General features: G+C 43.9%; 16 protein-coding genes and 1 pseudogene. 10 read left to right on the top strand and 7 right to left on the bottom strand.

Annotated features, from left to right (window positions below):
* Positions 1 to 51 precede the first annotated feature (51 nt).
* Positions 52 to 1029, bottom strand: a complete 978-nt coding sequence (locus tag ACYRYG_RS09790; protein WP_293416305.1) for a polyprenyl synthetase family protein — start codon at positions 1027 to 1029, stop codon at positions 52 to 54.
* 87 nt (positions 1030 to 1116) lie between these two features.
* Here ACYRYG_RS09790 and polA point away from each other — a divergent pair, with 87 nt between their 5' ends.
* The 4 genes and pseudogenes from polA to lgt all read left to right on the top strand — a co-directional run bounded on the left by polA (position 1117) and on the right by lgt (position 6734).
* Complete coding sequence (polA, locus tag ACYRYG_RS09785; protein WP_294076535.1) at positions 1117 to 3879, top strand: DNA polymerase I; 2763 nt, start codon at positions 1117 to 1119, stop codon at positions 3877 to 3879.
* Between the two features lie 11 nt (positions 3880 to 3890).
* Positions 3891 to 4458, top strand: a pseudogene (locus tag ACYRYG_RS09780) (GrpB family protein).
* A 104-nt stretch (positions 4459 to 4562) separates the two neighbouring features.
* Entirely contained in the window at positions 4563 to 5675 is a 1113-nt protein-coding gene (gene ychF / locus ACYRYG_RS09775; protein ID WP_293416311.1) for a redox-regulated ATPase YchF, read from the top strand.
* A gap of 138 nt (positions 5676 to 5813) precedes the next feature.
* Entirely contained in the window at positions 5814 to 6734 is a 921-nt protein-coding gene (gene lgt / locus ACYRYG_RS09770; RefSeq protein ID WP_293416313.1) for a prolipoprotein diacylglyceryl transferase, read from the top strand.
* Between the two features lie 14 nt (positions 6735 to 6748).
* On the opposite strand, the gene mutS is transcribed toward lgt, so the two are convergent.
* Positions 6749 to 9424 carry a DNA mismatch repair protein MutS gene (mutS, locus tag ACYRYG_RS09765; protein ID WP_293425290.1) on the bottom strand — a complete coding sequence of 892 codons (2676 nt, stop codon included), beginning with the start codon at positions 9422 to 9424 and terminating at the stop codon, positions 6749 to 6751.
* Between the two features lie 186 nt (positions 9425 to 9610).
* Entirely contained in the window at positions 9611 to 11707 is a 2097-nt protein-coding gene (locus ACYRYG_RS09760; RefSeq protein WP_293426932.1) for a rhamnogalacturonan lyase, read from the bottom strand.
* 293 nt (positions 11708 to 12000) lie between these two features.
* Here ACYRYG_RS09760 and ACYRYG_RS09755 point away from each other — a divergent pair, with 293 nt between their 5' ends.
* Positions 12001 to 14139 carry a Tex family protein gene (locus tag ACYRYG_RS09755; protein WP_293416319.1) on the top strand — a complete coding sequence of 713 codons (2139 nt, stop codon included), beginning with the start codon at positions 12001 to 12003 and terminating at the stop codon, positions 14137 to 14139.
* 106 nt (positions 14140 to 14245) lie between these two features.
* Complete coding sequence (locus tag ACYRYG_RS09750; protein ID WP_293416321.1) at positions 14246 to 15754, top strand: acetyl-CoA hydrolase/transferase C-terminal domain-containing protein; 1509 nt, start codon at positions 14246 to 14248, stop codon at positions 15752 to 15754.
* Positions 15755 to 15763: 9 nt separating this feature from the next.
* Here the strand turns inward: ACYRYG_RS09750 and ACYRYG_RS09745 are convergent, their stop codons facing one another.
* From ACYRYG_RS09745 to ACYRYG_RS09735, 3 genes are read right to left on the bottom strand one after another with little or no spacing between them, the layout of a single operon-like run.
* Positions 15764 to 16300, bottom strand: coding sequence for an RNA methyltransferase (locus ACYRYG_RS09745; protein WP_293416323.1), 537 nt, complete (start codon positions 16298 to 16300; stop codon positions 15764 to 15766).
* Between the two features lie 14 nt (positions 16301 to 16314).
* The gene (locus ACYRYG_RS09740) at positions 16315 to 16764 is read right to left on the bottom strand and encodes a SufE family protein (protein ID WP_293416325.1); all 450 of its coding nucleotides are present in this window, start codon (positions 16762 to 16764) and stop codon (positions 16315 to 16317) included.
* Positions 16761 to 18029, bottom strand: coding sequence for a peptidase U32 family protein (locus ACYRYG_RS09735; protein WP_293429126.1), 1269 nt, complete (start codon positions 18027 to 18029; stop codon positions 16761 to 16763). The genes ACYRYG_RS09740 and ACYRYG_RS09735 overlap by 4 nt, the downstream gene beginning before the upstream one ends.
* A 215-nt stretch (positions 18030 to 18244) precedes the next feature.
* Between ACYRYG_RS09735 and ACYRYG_RS09730 the strand changes: the two genes are divergently transcribed.
* A complete protein-coding gene (locus ACYRYG_RS09730) occupies positions 18245 to 19288 on the top strand; it encodes a C1 family peptidase (RefSeq protein WP_293416329.1) in 1044 nt (347 codons plus the stop codon).
* A 350-nt stretch (positions 19289 to 19638) separates the two neighbouring features.
* Here the strand turns inward: ACYRYG_RS09730 and ACYRYG_RS09725 are convergent, their stop codons facing one another.
* Positions 19639 to 20943 (bottom strand): histidine-type phosphatase, encoded by a 1305-nt coding sequence (locus ACYRYG_RS09725; RefSeq protein ID WP_293416331.1) that lies wholly within the window; start codon positions 20941 to 20943, stop codon positions 19639 to 19641.
* 1063 nt (positions 20944 to 22006) lie between these two features.
* On the opposite strand from ACYRYG_RS09725, the gene ACYRYG_RS09720 reads away from it, so the two are divergent.
* From ACYRYG_RS09720 to ACYRYG_RS09710, 3 genes are all read left to right on the top strand, one after another.
* Positions 22007 to 22654 (top strand): hypothetical protein, encoded by a 648-nt coding sequence (locus ACYRYG_RS09720; RefSeq protein WP_293416333.1) that lies wholly within the window; start codon positions 22007 to 22009, stop codon positions 22652 to 22654.
* A 5-nt stretch (positions 22655 to 22659) separates the two neighbouring features.
* The gene (gene rpoN, locus ACYRYG_RS09715) at positions 22660 to 24195 is read left to right on the top strand and encodes an RNA polymerase factor sigma-54 (protein WP_293416335.1); all 1536 of its coding nucleotides are present in this window, start codon (positions 22660 to 22662) and stop codon (positions 24193 to 24195) included.
* A gap of 166 nt (positions 24196 to 24361) precedes the next feature.
* Complete coding sequence (locus ACYRYG_RS09710) at positions 24362 to 24970, top strand: phosphatase PAP2 family protein (protein WP_293416343.1); 609 nt, start codon at positions 24362 to 24364, stop codon at positions 24968 to 24970.
* The last annotated feature ends 270 nt before the right edge of the window (positions 24971 to 25240 follow it).

The raw sequence follows: 25240 nt of genomic DNA, 5'->3' as shown, positions 1-25240 counted from the left end.
AGTAACAGTTATTACCCTATACCCACTTCCTCTCAGAAAGATTCAGTTTACTCAATTGTCTCTTTTGATAATAAAGTCCAAATACGCCTTCAATGAAGTCCGAATATCTCCTTCTTTCACATAATCATCCAAGAACCTGACGCAGTCAGCATGAAATTCCCACATTCTCTTCTCAGCATACTCAATACCACCATTTGCTTTAGTAAAATTCACCAAAGTAGTAATCTCATTTGGCTGAATCGTACGAGCCTTAACTTTTTTAGCTAAGGTCATCATCTCCTCATTATGAGTTGAATTCAATGCATAAATGACCGGCAGGGTCAGTTTACCTTCTGCAAGGTCATTACCTGTAGGTTTTCCTATGATTTTAGAATCCGAATAATCAAAAATATCATCCTTTATCTGAAAGATGATACCCAGATTTTGACCGAAAGAATGTGCCGCCTCCACCTCATCATGGGTAGCATGGGCAGATTCTGCTCCAATAGCTGCACAAGCAGCAAAAAGAGCAGCGGTCTTTTGCTTAATCACCTGATAATAAACTTCTTCAGAGATAGCTTCATTCTGAATATTTGTCAACTGAAGAATTTCTCCATTAGACAAGGTCTGACCCAACTCGGAAAGATAGCGGACGATCACTTCTGAATGGGTATAAGAAACATGGAGCAAGGCAGTAGAGAGGATATAATCCCCAACCAGTACGGCTACCTTATTATCATATACCGCATTAACAGATGCCTGGCCGCGACGCTCCGAACTCTCATCCACCACGTCATCGTGAACCAGTGAGGCTGTATGCAGTAACTCAAGCCCTACAGCAGCATTCAAAGTAATATCGTTGATCTTGCCAAAATTACGTGCGATCAAAAGGATCAATATAGGACGCATCCGTTTGCCCTCTCGCTGCCGGATATGATCCAGTACTTGAGAAAGCAGACCGTTACTATGTGAAAGAGCCTTATTGAACAACGCAATAAAGTCATCCAACTCCTTTTGAATCGGTTGTCTGATAACAGATAGATAGTCCATGGAAATCTAAATCTGCTACAAAAATAATGATTTTATCGCATTTACAGCAATTTTTTTGTAAATTTACACCATTAAATAGAAAATATTATGGGGAAACTGTTTCTTTTAGATGCTTACGCACTTATATATCGTTCTTATTACGCCTTTCTCAAAAACCCGAGGATCAACTCTAAAGGATTGAATACATCTGCTATTCTGGGCTTTTACAATACCCTTAACGAGGTTCTCACCAAAGAAAAACCGGAATATATCGGAGTAGCCTTTGATCATGGAAAGACCTTTCGAAACGAAGTATTTCCAGAATATAAAGCGCAACGTGAAGAAACTCCGGAAGTGATCAAACGCTCTGTACCCATCATCAAGGAAATCTTGGAGGCCTATCACATACCCATTCTGCAAAAAGATGGATTTGAGGCCGATGATGTAATCGGAACCGTTGCCTCACAAACTGGAAAAATGGGAATAGAGACCTATATGCTGACTCCTGACAAAGACTATGGACAGATCGTAGGTCCTAATATTTATATGTTCCGGCCTCGCCATGGAGGCGGATATGACAAGATGGGAGAACAGGAAGTAAAAGAAAAATATGGTATCTCTTCCACTAAACAGGTCATTGATCTTCTCGCACTCATGGGTGACTCCGCTGATAATTATCCTGGTTGCCCCGGTATCGGAGAAAAGACAGCCATAAAACTTATCCAACAGTTTGGAGGCGTTGATGCTCTCCTCTCCCATACCTGTCAACTAAAGGGAAAAATGAAGGAAAAAGTTGAAGGGGCTATCGATGACATTAAAATGTCAAAATATCTGGCTACGATCAAAACGGACATCCCGATGGACATCACACTTGAAAAACTGAAGGTGGAAAATCCTGATGAGAAAAAACTTGAAGAAATCTTCACCCGTCTTGAATTCAACACCTTGAAAAACAAAGCTCTAAAAAAACGTGAAAATAAGGCAAAAAAAGTAAACACTCAGTTAAGTCTCTTTTCTGATGAATCGAATGACCGGGAAGAAATTCCCGAACGAACGGATCTAAAGAGCCTAAAAATAACACCTCATGATTATCAACTTATTGATAATCAAGAAAATATGAAAGAACTTTGTGATTTTTTCAGGACAAAATCAATTCTCAGTTTAGATACAGAAACTACTTCCACTCATGCCATAGATGCAGAATTAGTCGGTTTGAGTTTTTCTATCAAGGAAAATCAAGCCTTTTATATTCCAATTCCCGCAAATCGTGAAGAAGCTCAAAAAATAGTTAATATATTCAAAACAGTATATGAAGACCCGAATATTCTGAAAGTCGGTCAAAATATTAAATATGATTATGAAGTTCTCAAAAATTACGGTATCGAAATAAAGGGCAGTATGTTCGATGACATGATCGCCCATTATCTCATTCAACCGGAATTGAGACACAATATGGATTACATGGCAGAAATCTATCTGCATTATCAGACCGTGCACATTGAAGAACTGATCGGACCAAAAGGAAAAGGCCAAAAAAATATGCGTGATCTGGAACCGGAGGCCGTATATGAATATGCTGCTGAAGATGCAGACATCACTCTGAAACTGAAAAATGTCCTCGAACCAAAACTCAAAGAACTGAATCTGGAAGAACTGTTTCAGAAAATTGAGATGCCTCTCGTGCCAGTCCTTGCCGATATGGAAATGACTGGAGTCCGACTGGACACAAAAGCTTTACAGGAAACATCTGATAGTTTTACCCATCGGATGCAGGAAATAGAAAAACATATCTATGAACTTGCAGGGGAAGGATTCAACATCTCCTCACCCAAACAGGTAGGGGAAATCCTTTTCAACAAAATGAAAATCATAGACAAACCGAAAAAGACACGGACAGGACAGTTCGTTACCAGTGAGGAAGTCCTCCAACAGTTGCGTTCTAAAAATCCAATCGTAGATGAGATTTTAAACTACAGGGGGTTGAAAAAATTATTGACAACCTATATTGATTCTTTACCCAAACTGATCAATCCCCGCACCGGACATATTCATACCTCCTTTAACCAAACCATTACTGCCACGGGCCGCCTCAGTTCGAGTGACCCAAACCTGCAGAATATACCTGTCAGGAACGATGACGGAAAGGAGATCCGAAAATGCTTTATTCCAGAACCCGGTTGCTTGTTCTTCTCTGCTGACTATAGCCAAATAGAACTGCGTATTATGGCTCACCTTTCTGGAGATGAAAACATGATCAATGCCTTCAAGGACGGGCTGGATATTCATGCGGCTACTGCCGCCAAGATCTGGCACAAAGAGATGAAGGATGTAACGCCTCAGGAAAGGAAAAAAGCCAAACAAGCCAATTTCGGTATCATCTACGGCATTACCCCTTATGGACTTGCCCAACGGATGGATATTCCAAACGGAGAAGCCAGGGACCTGATCAGAGATTATTTCATAACCTTCCCAAAGGTAAAGGATTATATGGAAAAAGCTAAGGAAATTGCCCGCCAGCAGGGATACGTCGAGACCCTCTTCCACCGCCGCCGTTATCTGCCGGACATCAAAAGTCACAATGGTACTGTCCGCGGTTTCGCAGAACGCAATGCCATCAATGCCCCAATACAAGGTAGCGAAGCTGATATTATCAAAGTGGCAATGGTCCATATCTGGCAGCGTTTCAGGAAAGAAGGAATCCGCTCGAAAATGATTCTCCAGGTACATGACGAACTCAACTTTTCTGTTTTTCCAGAGGAACGGAACGCAGTCGAGAAGATTGTCATGGAAGAAATGCAAGGCGCTTACAAACTCAGAGTTCCTTTGATTGCGGATGCTGGCTGGGGAAAGAACTGGCTGGAAGCTCATTGAAACAGGGAAAAATGAAAAAAAGATTATCAGACATGACTTTGGAAGAACTATGGCAACTCTTTCCAATTATCTTGACAGAACATAATAATGAATGGGGAAAATGGTACGAAGAAGAACTGACATACTTAAAAAAATATCTGCCTGCAAATATGATTATACATATCAATCATATAGGAAGTACTTCCATTGACAATATATGGGCTAAACCAACTATTGATATACTTGTTGAAATAAGAAAAGAATATGCTATTCAAAGTATCAAGAAATATGTTCTAGACGCAGGATATTTATTGATGCATGAAGATCAAAAAAAGATTATCGTTTAATAAGGGATACACCATACAAGGATTTTCAAAAAAAGTTTTCCATCTGCATGTCCATTATGAAGGCGATAATGATGAACTCTATTTCCGGGACTACTTAAGGGATCATGCAGATATTGCAAAAAAATACGAACGGCTGAAACTGTCTTTATGGAAACCTTACGAACACGACAGAGATGCTTATACTGAAAAGAAAACCGATTTTGTAAAGCATTATAGCGATATTGCCCGAAAAGCATACCCTGATAGGTATTAAAAAGAAATGCAATAATTGACAATAGATCAATAAAAAAAGCTATTTTTTTTGATTTTCGTTCAAGTTATGCTACCTTTGCATAGTATAGATTTAAAAATTAAGAAATGGCATTAAAATGTGGCATTGTAGGCCTTCCAAATGTGGGAAAGTCTACTCTTTTCAACTGCCTGTCAAGTGCTAAAGCTCAGGCAGCAAATTTTCCTTTTTGCACGATCGAACCAAACCTCGGCGTGATTACCGTACCGGACGAACGACTAAACAAACTCGCCGAAATCGTACACCCGGGCCGTATCGTACCTGCCACGTGTGAGATTGTGGATATTGCAGGACTGGTCAAAGGTGCCAGTAAGGGTGAAGGACTGGGGAACAAGTTCCTCGGAAATATCCGTGAATGTGATGCAATCATTCATGTCATCCGTTGTTTTGACGATGATAATATCATCCGTGAAGGTGGTGCTCCTATAGATCCGGAAGAAGATAAGAGCATTATAGATACAGAACTCCAGTTGAAGGATCTCGAGACCATTGAATCTCAGCTCAAGAAGCAAGAGAAAATAGCCGGCAGCGGTAATAAAGAAGCTAAAGAATCTGTCGAAGTTCTCAACGCTTACAAGACTGCGTTGGAACAAGGCAGGAACGCACGTACGGTTACCTTCGATGACAAAGAACTTCAGAAAACGGCCCATGACTTGTTCCTCCTGACGACAAAACCTGTACTCTATGTTGCCAATGTGGATGAAACGGCTGCTAAAGACGGCAATGATTACAGCAGAAAAGTGGAAAAAATGGCAGCTGATGAAGGTGCCGAATCCATGATCATTGCAGCCAAGACAGAAGAGGACATTGCGGCCCTGGATACTTATGAGGACAAAAAAATGTTCCTGGATGAACTGGGACTGAAAGAAAGTGGAGTGGATCGCCTGATTAAAAAAGCATATCAACTGCTCAACCTGCAGACCTTCATTACGGCAGGTCCGATGGAAGTGAAAGCATGGACCTTTCACAAAGGCTGGAAGGCTCCGCAATGCGCAGGCGTCATACACACCGACTTCGAAAAGGGTTTCATCCGTGCCGAGGTGATCAAATATGAAGATTATCTCAACTATGGATCCGAGACGGCTGTCCGGGACGCCGGAAAGATGGGCATTGAAGGAAAAGACTATATCGTCCAGGATGGAGACATCATGCACTTCCGTTTTAATGTATCCAAAAACTAACGGCAGTTACTTCCTGGAGGATGGAAAAATCCTCCAGAGAAAAGATTTTTATAAAAAATAAACCCTTCCCGGTAGACACAGGATTTTGCTGACAGACATTCATCAAAGCCTTTTACTGGAAATCAAATTTTCTGAACTATGACCGATTTATTGAATTATATCGTCTGGAATCCGAATCCTATCATAGGACATCTCGGACCTGTCACACTCCGGTGGTACTCAATGTGCTGGCTAGTAGGACTCATCTTAGGCTACCTGCTGATGAAGAAATTATATCAACAACAGCACATTCCAGAGGAAAAATTCGATCCACTGATTATCTATATCTTCGTAGGCATACTTATCGGTGCACGCTTAGGCCACTGCCTGTTCTATCAACCGGATTACTTTCTGAGCAGCTGGGATCATGTCGTCGAGATGATCCTGCCTATCCGCCACATGACTGACGGAAGTTGGAAACTTACCGGATATGAAGGACTCGCTTCACATGGAGGGGTTATCGGTATGTTTATCGGTATCTATCTTTACTGCCGCAGGAACAAGGTCGGCTGGTGGGTCGTCCTGGACGATATGGGCATCTGTGCCGGGGTAACTGCGATGTTCATCCGGCTGGGAAACCTGATGAATTCAGAAATTATCGGTCGTGTCACTAATGTGCCATGGGCTTTTATATTCGTACAAGATGACGGTTACCCTCGCCATCCGGGCCAACTCTACGAGGCCATCGCCTATGGTATTATCTTCCTGATTATTTATGCCTTCTATCATAAGAAAGGTCCTAAGACCATAGGATCAGGATTCTATTTCGGTCTTTGTCTGGCTCTTATCTTTACGTTCCGTTTTCTAATTGAATATACGAAAGAAGTCCAGGAACCCTTTGAAGTAGGACTGCCGCTCGACATGGGTCAGGTTCTTTCCATTCCACTTATCATCATTGGTATCTGGAGTATTTGTACCAGTAAAAAACGCAATGAGAAACTGGCCATCAAAAAGGAAAGGGAAATGTCACAAGAAAAGGAAGAACCTTCCAAAAACAAGAAGAAGGGGAACCGGAAATAAGCGGGAAATAAGGATTATCTGCCCGTAACGATCTTCTTGATGTCACTGAGTTTATCAAGTGCTTCTACCGGCGTCAAATGATTGATGTCCAGTCCCCGGATCTCGTCCCTGATCTGACAGAGAACAGGGTCATCAAGTTGAAAGAAGCTCAGTTGTACACCGTCTTTTTGCTGTTTCTCACCCGTTTGCTTGCTATTCAAAGGCCCGGATTCTGACCCTACAGTAGCATTATCCTCTTCCAACTGCTTTAGCACTTCCTCAGCCCGCTTGACAATACTTTTCGGCATTCCAGCTATTTCGGCCACATGAATACCGAAGGAATGCTCGGCACCTCCAGGAACAAGTTTCCTGAGAAAAATGACTTTCCCATCCACTTCCTTCACGCTCACATTATAGTTCTTGATACGTGGAAAATATTTCTCCATCTCATTAAGTTCATGATAATGTGTCGCAAAGAGTGTGCGTGCGTGCGCCTTCGGCTGTTCATGCAGATATTCCACAATCGCCCAGGCAATGGATATTCCGTCATACGTGGAAGTTCCCCGTCCCAGCTCATCAAAAAGAACCAGCGAACGGGAAGTAACATTGTTGAGAATATTGGCAGCTTCTGTCATTTCTACCATAAACGTTGATTCACCAAGCGAGATATTGTCTGAAGCTCCCACCCTAGTGAAGATCTTATCCACCAGACCTATTCTCGCGCTCTGTGCGGGCACAAAGCAACCCATTTGGGACAGGACTACAATAAGTGCCGTCTGACGTAACAGAGCTGATTTACCGGCCATATTCGGACCGGTAATCATCATGATCTGTTGCTTCCGGGTATCCAAATACACATCATTCGGAACATATTTCTCTCCTAAAGGCAATTGGGTCTCAATTACGGCATGGCGGCCACTCTTGATATCTATTACATCCGTATCGTCTACCACAGGGCGTACATAGCGGTTTTCGGCTGAAACTTTTGCGAAAGACAAAAGACAATCCAGATGGGCTATGAGATTGGCATCCAGTTGGATCTGAGGAATATAAGCTTGCATAGAAACGATCAATTGCAGGTAGAGATCATTTTCCATCACCTGTATCCGTTCATCAGCACCAAGAATCTTCTCCTCATATTCTTTCAGTTCCTGAGTAATATAGCGTTCAGCATTGACCAGGGTCTGCTTCCGTATCCAGTCTTCCGGCACCTTGTCCTTAAATGTGTTACGCACCTCAAGATAGTAACCAAAAACATTATTATACCCCACTTTCAGAGAACTGATGCCAGTTCTCTCTATTTCCCGCTCCTGAATTTTCAACAGGTAACCCTTTCCGTTGTCCCGGATATTACGTAATTCATCCAGTTCCGGAGAATACTTAGGCGCAATCACCCCTCCTCGGCTCAACAATTGAGGCGGATCCGGCTGAACTTCTTTTCCTATCCGGTCACGAAGTTGCCCACAGCAATCCAATTTCTCCCCGATATGATTTAAGGTGGATTCATCTGCTTCGAGGCAAGCTTTCTTTACCGGTTCTAAAGCCTGTAAAGCCACTTTCAATTGTACAACTTCACGAGGAGAGACACGCCCTACAGCTACCTTGGAAATGATACGCTCTACATCCCCCATCGTCTGTAACTGCTCATCAATAACCTGTCTGAACACCGGATCCTTGAAGAATTGTTCTACAATATCCAGCCGCTCCTGTATAGGTTTCAACTCTTTTAAGGGGAAGACTATCCACCGGCGGAGCATACGCCCTCCCATTGGAGTAACTGTATGATCTATCACGTCCAGCAATGAACTGCCACCCTCTTGCATCGGCTGCAGGAGCTCAAGGCTGCGGATCGTAAAACTGTCAAGTCGCACATAGCGGTCAGCCTCTATGCGGGACAAAGAGGTAATATGTGAAACCTGGGTATGCTGGGTGAGGATCAGGTACTGCATGATAGCTCCACTGGCAATAATGCCATTCTGCAAATGCTCCACCCCGAAGCCTTTCAGATTCTGAGTACCGAAATGACTGAGCAGCCGCTCACGGGCATTTTGTTCCGTAAACACCCAGTCATCAAGTTCATACGTACAATATCTTGTCCCGAAATATTTTTCAAAATCAGCCTTCCTCGAACGGTCAAACAACACTTCTTTTGGAGAAAAATTACCTAATAGTTTTTCCACATAATCATAAGACCCCTCACCGGTTAAAAACTCACCGGTAGAGATATCCAGAAAACTGATCCCACAGGATTTCTTCCCAAAATGCACCGCCGCAAGAAAGTTATTCTCCTTATAATTGAGCACGTTATCGCTCATGGCCACCCCCGGTGTAACAAGTTCAGTTATCCCTCGCTTCACCATCTTATCCATGGCAGTAAGCCCCTTCTTCCCTTTGATCTCTTCGCGTTTTTTCTTTGGATCCTCAAGCTGGTCACAAATAGCCACACGCTTACCTGCACGAATCAATTTCGGAAGGTAGGTATCAAGGGCATGATGAGGGAATCCGGCCATTTCCGCCGAGCCATGGTTGCCACCGTTATTTCTCCTGGTCAGCGTAATTCCGAGAATCTTAGAAGCCTCTATGGCATCCTGGCAATAAGTCTCATAGAAATCTCCACAGCGGAACAGCATCAGGGCATCAGGATGCTTAGCCTTCAGCGAGAAAAACTGTTTCATCATAGGAGTTAAGGCCTTATTATTATTATTTGTCATGATTTCCTCCGTGTTTAAACATCATGCAAAGATAATAAAAAACATTGAGTCAGACAAAACAAAGTAATTTTGCACTGCAGACGGAGGAAGAAAAACAACAGTAACCAAAAAGGGCAACCCTTTCGATTACCCTTTCCTGATCAACAAACCTGATTCAATCAGCCCTTTCTTCCGGAATCTTCCTCTTCAGTGACCTGCATCCACCTTCTGGGTTGCCGAAGAAACAGACTTGACATAATCCGGCAGATAGAAACCCAGATGAGGCGGCTGGTTATACCCCACATTCTGCCAGGCAATCCCCATCCGGTAGACATGATCATGCATCAGAGTAGGTATACGATAATCGGTCGGAATATTCGTAGAGAACACATTAATCGAAGCACTGTTGGAAGCATCCCAGAAGATTACTTCTTCACGCCAGTCTCCAAAAAGATCAGCCATAAGACAGGGTGTGGATTTCGAGCCATTACAAGCCGTGGAGTTACCATATTTATAAAAAGTCATCAACCTGGAAGTGCCCTCTCCATTCCATTGATCTAATTTGGTACCATCCAGGAGTTGATCCTGAAGGCCTCCATTCCAGTACATTCTGAAGTTGATACTGACCCCTTTCGTCGAAACGACCTGATTGGATTTATTACGGATCTGCCCGTCATTGGCTGACCAGAACTGATACCCGCGTTGTGAACTGATCAAGTCAGCAGCCATCCCGCGGCCGTTATCACTTGCTCCCAGCCCTCTATAAAGGATCTTGCCTGTCGCAGCATCATGCAGATCCCATCCGTAACCCGCAGGTTGTGTCTCATGAACTTCAAAGACCTCCAGTCCGGGCCGGTCCGGATCAATGTCGGCCAGGTGGATTGCATCTCCATGCCCGAAACCTGTGGCATAAAGTAAAGAGCCGTCATGATTCACTGCTGAAGAACCGTAGATGACTTCATCACAGCCATCTCCATTCACATCGGCAACAGAGAGATTATGGTTTCCTTCGCTATACACGGTATTACTTGTATTCAGTCCACTTGTGTTATGAGTATAATTGTTGGTTGTCACCTTACCTTGTGCATCCGTAACCTGTACTTGAGATTTTGAGACGGAAGCATGCAGCCATTTCGTTTTCAAATGCCGGCCGTCAAAATCAACAGCCCACAGGTAAGCATAGGTATAGTAACCACGGCACATCACCGCAGATGGATTTTTATCAGGGCCGTCAAGGTAGGCAACACATGCCAGATAGCGTTGACCACGATTGGCATAATCGGCATCAACCATGCCAGGACGATCGTCCCAGTTGGCCCAGCCTGGAGCACCTCCGTAAGTACGGGCACGGTTAGGATCATAGAAGATGGTATTGATAGCCGCACCTGTCTCTCCATTGAAAACCGTGAGATATTCTTGTCCGCCGACCACCTTTCCATCTGAATTACGCCAGTCCTTTGTATTGTCAACCTTTAGAATAGAAGGGTCATCAGCTGCCTGCGAAACATATTTCCCTGTTCCGTCTATTGTCCCCGGAGCCGTTTTGCAGATCACTTCCGCTTTCCCATCCCCATCGAAATCATATACAAGGAACTGGGTATAATGGGCCCCCGCACGGATATTTTTACCCAAATCGATTCGCCAAAGCCTGGCAGCTGTTCCCTGACTATTATCCAGTTTGTAAGCATCCAGATAGACATTCCCGGTATAGCCACCCTGAGAATTGTCATGAGAATCCGAGGGGTCCCATTTCACAATCAACTCATATTTCCCATCCCCATCTACATCTCCTACAGAGCAGTCATTAGGGGTATAACTGTAATGCTCTCCGGAAGGTGTTACGCCGTCAGCAGGACGGTCAAGGGTAAAGGACTGATATACATTCTTCCAGGGCTTGACCTGGTCGCTGCGATCAAATTCCTTTCCATTCAACTTTGCCACAACCTGATATTGATCCGATGTAGTGCCTAAGGAATCCACCAGATTGGTAATGCTCAAGTCTTTTTTGAGAAGGACGTGGTTCCGGTAGACATCAAAGGTGGTCTGAAGATCATCTGTACCCAGCAACCGCCAGCTCAGAAAGATACCTTTCTCGTCCTGAGCCGGTAGCGCCACCAGACCACGGTCTAATTTCTCCATTTCCGAAACTGGAGTACTCCAAAACTTCGACGGACTAGTATTCGTTGGTGGGGCAACTGGTTTAGGAGAGGGATTCGGAGCATCACTACTGCTACTGCAAGATAAGAATAAGAACTCTGCGATCAATCCTAACAACACAAAATAGATTTTGTTTAATTTGCTCATTGATTATTAAGTTTTAAGTAAGTTGTAAATTAATGATTGTTTTTTCTTCCCCATTGTTTCAAGAAGGGAATTTTGATGGTAAAAGTACGAGATTATTCTTTCTTGAAAAATATCATTTTGTCCGAAAAGTAGCCTTTTTATTCAATCTTTATCATTATCTGTCTCTTCGTACTTGACAGAACAGAGAAGAAGATGCCTGTTCTCCAGTCACCAAAAGTCAAATTCATCTTTCTCATCACCCTTTTCAGGGATTTTTTTGTAAGTTTGCAGACCATATTTTAACCCAAACTATAATGAATGCATTTACCCAACAGATAGCTCAAGAACTAAACTTGAACATAAACAGTGTAGAGAACACTTTACAACTCTTGAATGCAGGAGGAACGATTCCGTTTATCAGCCGCTACAGGAAAGAGCGTACCGGAAACCTTGACGAGGTGGCCATCGGACATATTCAGGAAAGATTTCAACAACTCGGAGATTTCCAGAAACGCAAGGAAAGTATCCTTCATTCCATTGACCAGCAGGGACAGTTAACCCCTCAACTGAAATCACGTATTGACCATTGCCAGGAACCTACAGAACTGGAAGATCTCTATCTGCCCTATAAGCCGAAACATCGTACTCGGGCACAGATTGCCCGCGAACAGGGACTTGAGCCATTGGCTTCTTTGATCTTCCTGCAACGGGAACCTCATCCTGAGGGGAAAGCCCGCGCATTTGTTAAGGGAAAGATAACGGATAACGACACGGCTATCAGAGGTGCACAGGATATTATCGCCGAAACCATCAATGAAGATGAACAGGCACGAAAGGAGATCAGAAACATCTACAGGCACGGAGCAATCATCACTTCAAAAGTTCTTTCCAAGGAAAAAGATGAAGAGAAAGCACAAAAATTTGCCGATTATTTCAACTATTCAGAACCTTTGAAACACTGTAGCAGTTTTCGACTCCTGGCAATGCGCCGGGGAGAGTCTGAGGGCATTCTGAAAGTGTCTGTTTCGGCAGATGACGAAGATTGCCTCAGCCACCTCAACCGCCTCTTCATCAAGGGACAAGGAGCATGTCCGAACCTCGTCCACGGAGCTGTTGAAGATGCGTTCAAACGACTCCTCAAACCTTCTATGGAAACTGAATTCAGCAGTTTGAGCAAGGAACAGGCTTGTGAAAGGGCTATTGATGTTTTTGCTGACAATCTCCGCCAGTTACTTCTGGCTCCTCCCCTGGGTCCAAAACGTGTGTTAGGAGTGGACCCGGGATTTCGTACCGGATGCAAGGTTGTGTGCCTGGATGCACAGGGTAATCTCCTTCACCATGAGGTGATCAAGCCTCATCCTCCGGTCAACGATTACTCCGGTGCCGCCAAACAAGTCGAGAAGATGGTCAAGGACTATCAGATCGAGGCCATTGCGATTGGAAACGGTACAGCCAGCAGAGAAACCTCAGACTTCATCCATGGACTGCAGTTTGATCATCCTGTACAAACCTTTGTGGTCAGCGAGGACGGAGCCTCCGTCTATTCAGCTTCAGAAACTGCCAGGGAAGAATTCCCTCACGAGGATGTTACCGTTCGTGGAGCCGTCAGTATCGGGAGACGATTGATGGATCCATTGGCGGAACTGGTAAAGATTGACCCCAAGAGTATAGGAGTAGGACAATATCAGCATGATGTTGACCAGAACGAATTGAAAAAACGACTCGACCAAACGGTCATCTCTTGCGTGAATGCAGTAGGGGTCAACCTGAATACAGCCAGTAAGCATCTGCTTTCGTATGTCAGTGGGTTAGGACCTGTTCTCTCTCAGAATATAGTAGACTACCGTAAGGAAAACGGAGCTTTTACCTCTCGTTCACAATTGCTAAAAGTCCCTCGCCTCGGTCCTTCAGCCTATAGACAATGTGCGGCTTTCCTGCGTATTCCGAACGCCAGGAACCCTCTTGATAATAGTGCCGTACATCCAGAAAGTTATCCAGTGGTCAGAAGGATGGCTGAAGATTGTGGCTGTACCGTCAATGACCTGATCAGAGAGCCTGAAGAACGCAGAAAGATCCAACTCTCTCATTATGTCACGGATACCGTCGGCATGCCGACCCTTACTGATATTATGAGGGAACTGGAAAAACCGGGACGTGACCCGAGAAATCAGATAGAAGTATTCGAATTCGATCCGAATGTAAAAAACCTGGACGATCTGGAAGTGGGAATGATCCTTCCAGGTATCGTCACAAATATCACTGAGTTCGGGGCTTTCGTGGACATCGGTGTACACCAGGACGGCCTCATACATATTTCCCAACTGGCTGATCATTTCGTGAAAAATCCAGGAGAGGTGGTAAAACTCCACCAGCAAGTGACCGTCCGGGTTTTGGAATTAGACCACACACGGCATCGAATAGCACTTTCCATGCGGGGAATAGTGAAAAGATAATTTATAAATATTCATTATTACAGCTTTTTTTCAATTATTATCCACAAAATGAGCTGATTTATGAAATTTTATGTAACTTTGCGGTCTGAATTGAAACGATCAGACCATGGCTTATAATAGAATAACAGCTGCCGAGGGGGCAGCAATGATTAAAGACGGTGACTACATCGCATTGAGTGGATTTACCCCAAACGGCGTTCCTAAAGCTGTCTTCCGCGAACTTTCCAAACGCGCAGTAAAGGATCATGCATCAGGAAAACCTTTTCAGGTGGGAATTCTGACCGGAGCATCCTCTCTGCAAAGTGTGGAAGGAGATATGGCTAATGCGCATGCTATCAAGTTCAGAGCTCCTTTCTCTACAAACAAAGATTTTCGTACTCACGTAAACCTGGGAGAAATTGACTACGAGGACACACACCTTGGGAACATGGCAGAACGTCTCCGTCATGGTTTCTATGGCACTGTCGACTGGGCTATCATTGAGGTCAGTGATCTTGAAGAGGGCGAGACGGAATGCAAGGCCTATCTCTCTTCAGCTGGCGGGATCTCAACAACAATAGCCCGACTGGCCAAAAAGGTGATCATCGAATTTAACCATTTCCATAATCCGAATTCAAAATGCCTTCAGGATACCTATGAACCGGGAGAGTGTGGATTCGAACGTCAGCCGATCCCGATCATTCATGTCATCGATAAGATTGGAAAAAATTATGTTCCTATCGATCCGAAGAAAATCGCAGGTGTCGTAGACTGTAATATTCCAGAGGAAGCCAGGGTGTTCAAGCCACTGACTCCGGAGACGAAGCAGATGGGCTATAATGTAGCAGAATTCCTGGTAAATGATATGAAGAGAGGGCATATCCCTCCTCAATTCCTGCCTTTACAAAGTGGCGTGGGCGCTACTGGTAACGCAGTGTTACAGGCCTTGGGACAGAATCCGCATATCCCTCACTTTAAAGTTTACTCTGAGGTTGTCCAGGAATCTGCCATTGACCTTATTCAGAAAGGCATCATCACAGCAGCATCAGCTACAGCGATGACGGTCACCAATGAATGTTTGCAGAAAATCTATGACAATATGGATTTTTTCAAGAAACACCTGGTTATCCGTCAAAGCGAGATCGCCAACTCTCCCGAGGTGATCCGCCGCCTGGGAGTAATTGCCATCAATACCGCCATAGAATGTGACCTTTACGGCAACGAAAATTCCAGCCATATCTGCGGATCCAGATTAATGAACGGGATCGGTGGATCATGCGATTACGAAAGGAATGGCTATATCAGTATTTTTACAACTGCCAGTACGGCTAAACACGGTTGTATCTCTGCCATCGTCCCAATGTGTACCCACGTGGATTCCACGGAACATGATGTAGATGTAATCATCACTGAACAGGGGGTGGCAGACTTACGGGGAAAAGGGCCTCTGCGTCGTGCTCATGAGATCATCGAAAACTGTGTACACCCGGACTATAAACCTATCCTCCGTGAATACCTGAAAATTTCCGACCAGGGACACGAGCCTCAAAGTCTGAGGGCTGCTTTCGCCATGCATGATACGTTTATGAGAAAAGGGGATATGAGACTGGTTGATTTTGGGGAGTATTTGAAATAAAGCCAAAAATCAGCGTGCCAGAGCTAAGTTCTTGGCAAATTCCCAGACAACTATTCCTGCTGTCACGGATACATTCAGGGAATGCTTGGTGCCAAACTGGGGAATCTCCAGGCATCCGTCAGAAGCATCTACGACAGCCTGCTTGACCCCTTTCACCTCATTGCCGAAAATAACGGCATACTTCGTATCAGGGGTTAGTTGTATATCCTGAAGTTTTGTAGACCCTTCAACTTGTTCAATACTGTAAATGAAATAACCTTTATCATGCAGCTCTCTCACTGCATCTTCAGTATGAGAAAAATACTCCCAGCTGACACTCTCCTCCCCTCCCAGGGCAGTCTTATGGATCTGCGGGTCCGGTGGACAGGCTGTAATTCCACAGAGATAGATGGCTTCAACACGGAAAGCATCGGAAGACCGGAACACACTTCCTACATTATAAAGGGACCGGATATCATCGAGTACAACAATCAATGGGAGTTTTTCGGCTTTCTTGAATTGTGTCACCGATAACCGGTGCATCTCTATCGTTCTTAATTTTCGCATAATGAAAATGGCCTTCAGAATTCACTTCTGGGAGTGTCTGCTTCTTTTTCCTTGGCAGCATAAGCAACGGCATACATCCGGATTTGCTTGATCATGGCCACAAGTCCATTACTGCGGGTAGGGGATAAATGTTCCTTTAATCCGAGTCGATCTATAAAATAGAGTTTAGCCTCCATTATTTCCTTGGGGGTATGGCCACTAAGGACTCGTATCAGCAAGGCAATGATTCCCTTGACAATCAAAGCATCACTGTCAGCCGTAAAAAACAGTTTCCCATCCCTATAGTCGCATTGTAACCATACACGGCTCTGACATCCGTCAATCAGATTGCTATCATTCTTATATTGATCCTTCAAAGACTCCAGTTCACTGCCCATATCAATGAGCATCTGATATTTGTCCATCCAGTCTGTCAGATCAGCAAATTCCTCCAAGACCTCATCCTGAGCTTCATTAATTGTCATGATTCTATCTCCTTCATTTCTTGTACTTTCACCAGTTTAAATATTTTATCATGCGGACGGACTTTACCCTCCACCGGAATAGAGATTCTCCAGCCCTTCTCTGCCTTCTGGACAGGTTTAAGATCATAGCGGATCTCTTTACAGTCCAGACACATCACACCTGTCGTAGGACCTGTGATCAGCAACCGGTCTCCTAACCCGATCTCGGAAGCCTCGACGGCCACCTCAGCTACATTGAGTTTTGAGAAATACTTGGTGATCTTTCCTACCAACACCCTCTTTTCTGTGGCGACTGAACCATAATACTTGTTCCATTCACCTAATTTCTGACCCAGATAATAGCCATCCCAGAATCCTCGGTTGAAAACCGTGCCCAACTGCTGATCCCATCTCTTCTTCTTTACTTCGGTAAAAGTGCCGTCAAGCACGCTCTGAACGGCTTCCTTGTAACATCTTACCACCGTATAAACGTATTCTGGGCCTCGCGCACGCCCTTCGATCTTAAAGACCCTGACTCCTGCATCCATCATCTGGTCCATAAAACGGATGGTTTTCAGATCTTTCGGACTCATGATATACTTATTGTCAATATCCAGTTGGTTTCCTGTCTGGTCATCCGTTACGGTATAAGAATGCCGGCATATCTGTACACACTCCCCACGATTGGCACTCCGATTAGCAAGTCCCAAACTCATATAGCATTTCCCGCTCACCGCCATACATAGTGCCCCATGACAGAACATTTCGATACGTACCTGCTTTCCGCCCGGACCGCAGATATTACGCCTGATAATCTCCTCATGGATGCGCTTCACCTGTTCGAGCTTCAGCTCCCGAGCCAGTACAGCAACATCAGCAAACTGGCTATAGAACTGTAATGCTTCCGTATTAGAAATATTCAGTTGGGTAGACAGATGAACTTCTTCACCTACACTGTTGCAATAACTCATCACGGCCACATCACTGGCTATAACAGCACTGACTCCAGCGGCCTTGGCTGCATCAACAATGGACTTCATCGTTTCCACATCCTCATCATAAATCACTGTATTGACCGTAAGATAGGTCTTCATTCCGTGCATCCGGCAGGTAGTGGCAATATCCTGCAAATCACTAAGATCAAAATGATTGGCTGAATGTGACCGCATATTCAATCTGCCAACACCAAAATATACGGAATCCGCCCCAGCCTGAATAGCCGCAGCCAGGCTTTCCCGAGAGCCCACAGGGGCCATGATTTCGAAATCTTCTGCTTTTGCGTTCATGCCTGCAAAGATACAAAATATCCTCGGAATTCCTCACGGGAAGGCTAAGATTTAAAACTAATACAAAGTGGAAATTAGGGGCTGATACCAGCAGAAATGCTCTTCCTGCCTTGCCAAAGGAAAAGGATTATATTCTTTTTCTGAAAAGAATTCCGCATTTTTATCGCAGAACACATCCCCTGTTGTTTTAATTTTTTGTATTTTTGCCAATACTTATGAGGAAATCCTTTTTTATCATCATCTTGGCTGCAGGGCTTGTCGTAACCGGCTGCCACAACCGGCAGCAAGTACTTCCTGCCGAATATCTCCAGACAGAAGTTCTTATTCCTACCGCTCATTCGAAAACGACCTGTAAAGACAGTCCGTCATGGGCTTATGCCATGCTGGCGACAATTGAATCAGAGCACTTGATAGAAGGTGACTCCGTCAATCTTTCCATATCTTTTCCCTTACGAATGCTGCTCTTGGAAGAGGCTCAGAAAAGTTATTTTACAAAGGGGCATTTTGAACCGTCCGTCCAGGGTATGGGTCCGATGGTGATCCATCTGATAGAAAAATACGGAACCGTACCGTATGATTCTTACCCTGATGAACAAAATCTCAATTACACCGTCATCTGCCGGTCTTTAGCAAATATTGCAAGGGAATGTGCCGGAAGACATACCGGCCTGAACCATATCCATCACTCTTTTAGTGAATCTCTTGACCGGTATATGGGCTTTCTTCCCGGCAAGGATGTATTCTTCCTCGGAGCTGAATATACAAAAGGCGAATTTGCACGGAGTGTATGTGCACCGGGGGAGTATATCTCGCTGACGAGTTTTACACACCATCCTTATCGGAAGCCCTTTACTCTTGAGATACCGGACAATGTCATGCAGGACAAGTTTTATAATCTCCCCATCCGTCAGTTACTCTCATCCATAGAGAAGGCTCTCCGGCATGGCCATCCCGTTTGCTGGGAAGGAGACATTACTAATCCGGACTTTAATGAAAAAGTGGGGATTTCGGGACAGGATATTTCTAAATCGGCCTGCACGCCACGCAACCGGCAGAGAATGTTCGAACAACTCTTCACAACTGATGACCACGCCTTTGAACTCATCGGCATAGCCCATGATCCTGCCCGCCATGAATATTTTATTGCACGAGATCCACAGAGCCCGTATGCCAGTTCCCGGCCGGTCTATCTCAGCAGGAACTACCTGTATCTGTATACCATCGCCGTAACCATGAGCAAAACTGCATGCGGAATCTGACTTGATCCAAGTCAAACACTTGACAAAAATCAAAAAAACAACAGATAAATTCATTTTATGACTTAATTGTTATCGCACACAAAAAAGATTCCTTACCTTTGCAACTGTTAAAAGAAACGTAATAAGTATATTGAATACAGCACGAGCTGTAGAATTAGAAAGATTGAAGAAAGGATAAAAGATTATGGTAACATTATTTGCATTCGCTGTTGTAGCAATCATGATTGCACAGGCAATTAACACAAACCGCAAAATTGAAGCAAACAAGTAATTGCGGTTTTCTGGTAGAAAATTCATTTTTAAAGATAATAAAAGGCGGATTGATTTGATCCGCCTTTTTTGTTTCTCTTTCAATTGGCCTCTTTGATCTTTTGATCATAGGCATTCAACTTTTTCAGATAATATGCTCTGAAATCTTTCCAGTGATAATAGGGTGCTCTATCTGTCTTGATCGGCAGAGTAGCCTCATTTTCATTGAAAAGGACCTTAAACAAGATATCCTTGTCTCCCACATAGCGGCGATAGAAAACAAACTGAATATTGCAAGCCATCGGGAAGATCTTGTAATCACACCAGCCTTCTTCAGGAAGTTTCTCCAGATCAGATTCCTGAAGGCCAAAACCATCAAGGTCAAGGAGGCAAGTCAGCGGCATTACCATGGTATCATGGCCGAAACGCAGGGTTACTCCAGGATGTCTCAGCACGATACAACTATCAGCCTGATGAATAATATTCCGCAAGAGATTACGCTGCGAATAAGGCTGATTGCCGCCGTTCAGGGGACAAGCACCATAATTGATGTAATAGTAGGCATTGTTCAGCAACCAGTCATTGTAAATTTCATCATCATTGAAAAGATCATATAATGAAATGCTGTTGCGCAGGTCCGTGTCTTGAATGATCCCTGCAAGAGAGAACAGGTTCCGGTTCAAGCGTGAAGCATCTACGTGATGCTGCCAATAGTCATCATCCTTGAAAATCTCACGCATCACACGGTCATAGTGATCATGCTTCTTCTGGAAGGCCTCCCAGACGGATTTAGTGTTTCCTGAATACCTCTGTTTGAATAAAGCCTCATCCGAAAAATTCATGTAATACATGTCATGCATACTGGCATCATGCCGTATCTGCAGCTGTGGATTCTCTATCAGGAGTTGCTGTAGCGCATTTTCCATAGAGAGAATGCAACGGATAACTATGGTGCTCTTCGCATCTACATTTGTCTTACCGGCAAAGATCTGTGGAAAGTTCTCATACATCCTCCGGGCTATATTCTTGTGCTGCTGGGCGCCTAATAAGGTAAGTTCACCTTCTCGATTTCTGGCTTCATTACGAATGATTCCAAGTTTCTTCAGCAGTTCTTCGCCCTTAGGAGTCAGTTCATTCAGACTATCCGCCTTCAACAAAGTGAAGTATGGCCAGTCATAAGCTGCGTCACCTATCAGATAACGGCTGCCGTGCCGGCCATAATGACTGAGATAAAAGGGCTTATAGCCTGCCGGAGCCGGCGTGTAGGTCTTCTGCCGGGGCCCTGGATAGTCATAATAATTACTGGCCGACATACACCGGTTAATTTTCAAATCCTTCCGTGCCTGCTGCGCATTCAGCGTCAAGGCAAAGCAAAGGACTAACATGAATGATGCAAATTTCTTCATAAAATAAAATATATAAAACAGTATTACTGATCAATCACTACCTTAAATGTTCCCCGAAATTGCTTCTTTCCTGATCAGAAGCTGATTACTTCTCGATTTTCATTACTTTGAAAATCGGGCTTGATATAACTGTCTTATGGTCAAGTCACCCTGAATTTACAAGTCAGATGATCATGAATAGAACTGCAACTTCCCTACTCCTGACAAAGTTAATAATTTCTATTCAGAATTCTGAGTTTAATCCTTTAATTTCTATCAATTTCATGCTGAAAAGCATATTGTGCACGTACACATAGCATTTGATATAGGTCAAGAAAGAACTCTTTAACCTGTTTTTATCCTCCCAATTCTTGCTGGAGATGTAAAATCACACTATATTTGCAACGTCGTTCAGAAACAAGAACATTAAGATAAGAAGGTAAAAGATTGTATGACAGGTCAAGAGGTGTTGGCAAAGGTAAGAGAGATTGCATAGAAGGACGACAGGTAGAAAGTTAAGGTAGAAAAGATTAAAGGATAAGTGAGAGAAAAAGGGTATTAGTAAGGTAAATGAAAGAGATTGTAAGCAAGGAAGAAGAAGGTATTAGTAAGGTAATGAAGAAAGATTGTGAGTAAGGTCAAAGGTATTGGTTAAGGTAATAAAGAAGGTTGCGAGTAAGGTAACATGGTCGTCGGTGGAAAAGAAACGACAAGAAAAGGATAACAGAATTTCTCAATAGGTTACTAGGAAAGGTAAGAGAAAGGATTGTACAATGAGTATGACAGTAATGATTGCCTGGGCTGCAGCAATTGCAACCACAGGCTACGTGATGGAGAACTTGAAAAAATAGTTCCAGTCATTCGTAAGTTATGAAAAATTTGAGATACAGTATAAGTAACGCGCGACGCTTGCCGCGCGTTTTTCGTTTCTATCTCCATAGTGAATCTTAAAGGGTATAAAAAATGATCTTTTCTCCTTGAAAAAGTCATTTTTATTTTGCTATTCATCGTCTTTTTACTATTTTTGCAATAGACAACAATCGGTCTGAAGGACGATTCCAGTTGAACATTAATCGATAAAAATATGGCAAAAAATCCTTTATGGTCTGACGAATACTGGCTGTTGCTGATGCAACTCTATCTCAAGAAACCAGTAGGCATAAAACCTCTCTATTCAAAAGGACTGGTAGACTTGAGCCTGGATTTACATATTCCTCCCCGCTATCTCCATGAACAGATGACCCGCCTGCAACTGCTGGATATACCTCATATCGAGAAGTTGTGGAAAATCTATGGGAAAAATCCCAGAAAACTCTCACATGAGACAAAACTCCTCAGGGAAATGGATGGTTTCAATCATGCTGAAAAATTCTACCAAGGCGTAGAAGTCAGGGAATCATTCGAAAAACTTTTCAAGCCTCTGGAGGAAAATGCGGATCTCACCCCGGTCAAACTGATCCTTATCCTCAATCTCTATTTCCACCTCACGCCTTTTACTATGGTAGCGGAAACACCAGAAATCATCGAACTCGGCAAACTTATACAAGTTTCGCCAAGATTCGTCGTAGAGGTCATGAACATCTTTCAATATTGTGATCCCTGCCTCAAGAATGAGGGCGCCATCACTGATCCTCTTGTCGGACCTTGCCAGAAAATATGGCAGCACTATGGCAACGGAGAAATGAAAATGCTCTCTGGTCTGGCAGAACAACTAACATCTTATTTTCAGTAAAATATATGACCCAGAAATTAATTCAGACACAGACACAGAAGATGCAACAAGTCCAGAAGCTCTCTGCACAGCAGATGCTTCAGGTGAAATTGTTCGAGATGCCTCTGAATGAACTCGAAGAGAATGTCAATGCGGAACTGGATGATAACCCGGCCTTGGAAAGAAGTCAGGACGATGATGGCGAGATCAGAAATAACAATAATGATCCTCAGGATAATGATAATCATGAAACCGACAACGATACGGATGAAACTGATTATACAGAAAGTAATGAACGGAACGAACGGGAGGATGCACTGGACTCTGCGCTGAAGACCATAGGCGCTGACGACGAGATGCCTGAACCAAACTATAATACAGGAAGAGGCGGACTGTCTAATGATGCCGATTATCCGAATATGGTTTACGGAGACACCCTTTCTTTCTATGACCGGTTGAAAGAGCAAATGGATATGCTTCATCTTTCTCCTACTGAACATGACATCATGGAATATCTCATCGGCTCAATGGATGATGACGGACTGCTCAGAAAGGACATCGGGACCATCAGCGATGAACTTGCTATCTATCATAATATAGACGCGCCGGAAGAGAAAATAAAAGCGGTATTACACCTCCTCCAGCAGTTTGATCCTGCCGGAATAGGAGCACAAAATCTTCAGCAATGCCTTCTCCTCCAGATAGACCGGATGAAGGATAGTAAGTTGAAAAAGGCTATGCATACGGTCATCCACGACTATTTCGATGACTTTATCAAGAAGCACTGGGACAAAATACGGGAAGGAATGTCTCTGGATGACTTTCAGATACAGGCTCTCCCGAAAGAAATCAGGAAATTGAATCCTAAACCTGGTTCTTCTCTGGGAGAGACAGAAGGCAGAAACCTCCAGCAGATCACACCTGATTATATCATTGATACAGCCGATGACGGAAGCATTACTTTCTCTATCAACCGCGGGAATATACCTGAACTTACGGTTTCACCATCCTTTCAAGATATGATCGACAGCTACAGGAATCATAAAGCCAGCATGAACCGGCAGGAAAAAGAGGCTCTGCTCTATGCAAAGGAAAAGGTGGAAAAAGCCAGAGGATTCATTGATGCTGTAAAGCAAAGACGGCATACGATGTTTATCGTCATGAAGTCCATCATCAACTGGCAAAAAAAATTCTTTGAGGATGGAGATGAGGCTGATCTTCGTCCTATGATCCTTAAAGATATTGCAGATCAGACCCGCCTGGACATCTCTACCATTTCCAGAATAGCCAGCATGAAATATGCACAGACAAAATGGGGCACCTTCCCTCTCAAATTCTTCTTCAGTGATGGCTATACGACCGAAAACGGTGAGGAAATGTCTACACGGAAGATCAAAATGGCCTTGAAAGGCATCGTAGAACGGGAGGATAAGAAAAAACCGATGAGTGACGATACCTTAGCTGCCCTGATGAAAGAAAAGGGGTTCCCGATTGCTCGCAGGACAGTGGCAAAATATCGCGAACAACTCGGAATACCGGTTGCCAGACTTCGCCGGGAATGAGACTTGACAGTAACTTCTGGCCAAAATGACATGGAATATAATTTGATTCACAAAAGTCAAAAGGGTAAATCCTGAGGTTGATACCTCAGAAAGGATTACCAAAAGAAAGGAAATTCAAATGACTTTAAATAAAACAGTATCAGAGGATAGGACAAATGGAAATGTCTTGAAAGACCGGCAGATTATCAAGGGAGCGAGGGTGATGAGCATGATCTTCACGCCTTTTTACCTGCCCTTGCTGGGACTCGTCATCCTCTTTCTTTTCAGCTATATGAGTTTACTGCCTTTGTCCTATAAATTAACAGTACTCCTGTTCGTTTACCTGCTGACGATCCTGGTCCCTACCCTTCTAATCCATCTCTACAGAAAGCACCGGGGATGGAAACCGATTGATCTTGGAAGGAAAGAGCGGCGTATCGTTCCTTATATCATCTCTATCCTCTGCTATTTCATCTGTATCTACACCATGAACAGGCTGCATGTCCCCAGGTTCATCAGCATCATTGTCGTAGCTGCCCTGGTCGTACAGATGGTCTGTGCTCTGATCAATATCTGGTGGAAAATCTCCACACATTCAGCAGCCATAGGAGGTGTGGCCGGAGCAGTGCTGGCCTTCGCAGAGATATTCGCTTATGACCCTACCTGGTGGCTGTGCCTGGTCCTGATCCTTTCAGGAATGGTATGCTCCAGCAGAATGATACTCCGGCAACACAGTTTGGCACAAGTGACGGCAGGTTTTCTGGTGGGATTGTTCTGTGCCTTCGTCATCATCTGACACCAGCCGGAACATCGCTCGTCCTGCTCTGGGAACAGACCGGAATGGATCCTGTCAATACGCAAAGACAGACAGATAAAAAAGGCCAGCAGGAAACTGCAAGCCGTAAAGTTCTTTTCGAGGATACTAAATCATAACAAAGTAATATGAAACGTACATGATTGTCTTTCGCCAAAGGGAATGAAAAGGGATTTTTTGTATCTTTGCCACAGTATAAATCCTTTAATCCTTTAGATATGGCGAATCAGAAGCAAGAAGTCTCCTTTTCAG

The organism is Segatella asaccharophila (genome assembly GCF_054687055.1).
The sequence above is the reverse complement of the archived record's forward strand: the minus strand, read 5'-3'. Positions and strand labels throughout refer to the sequence as shown.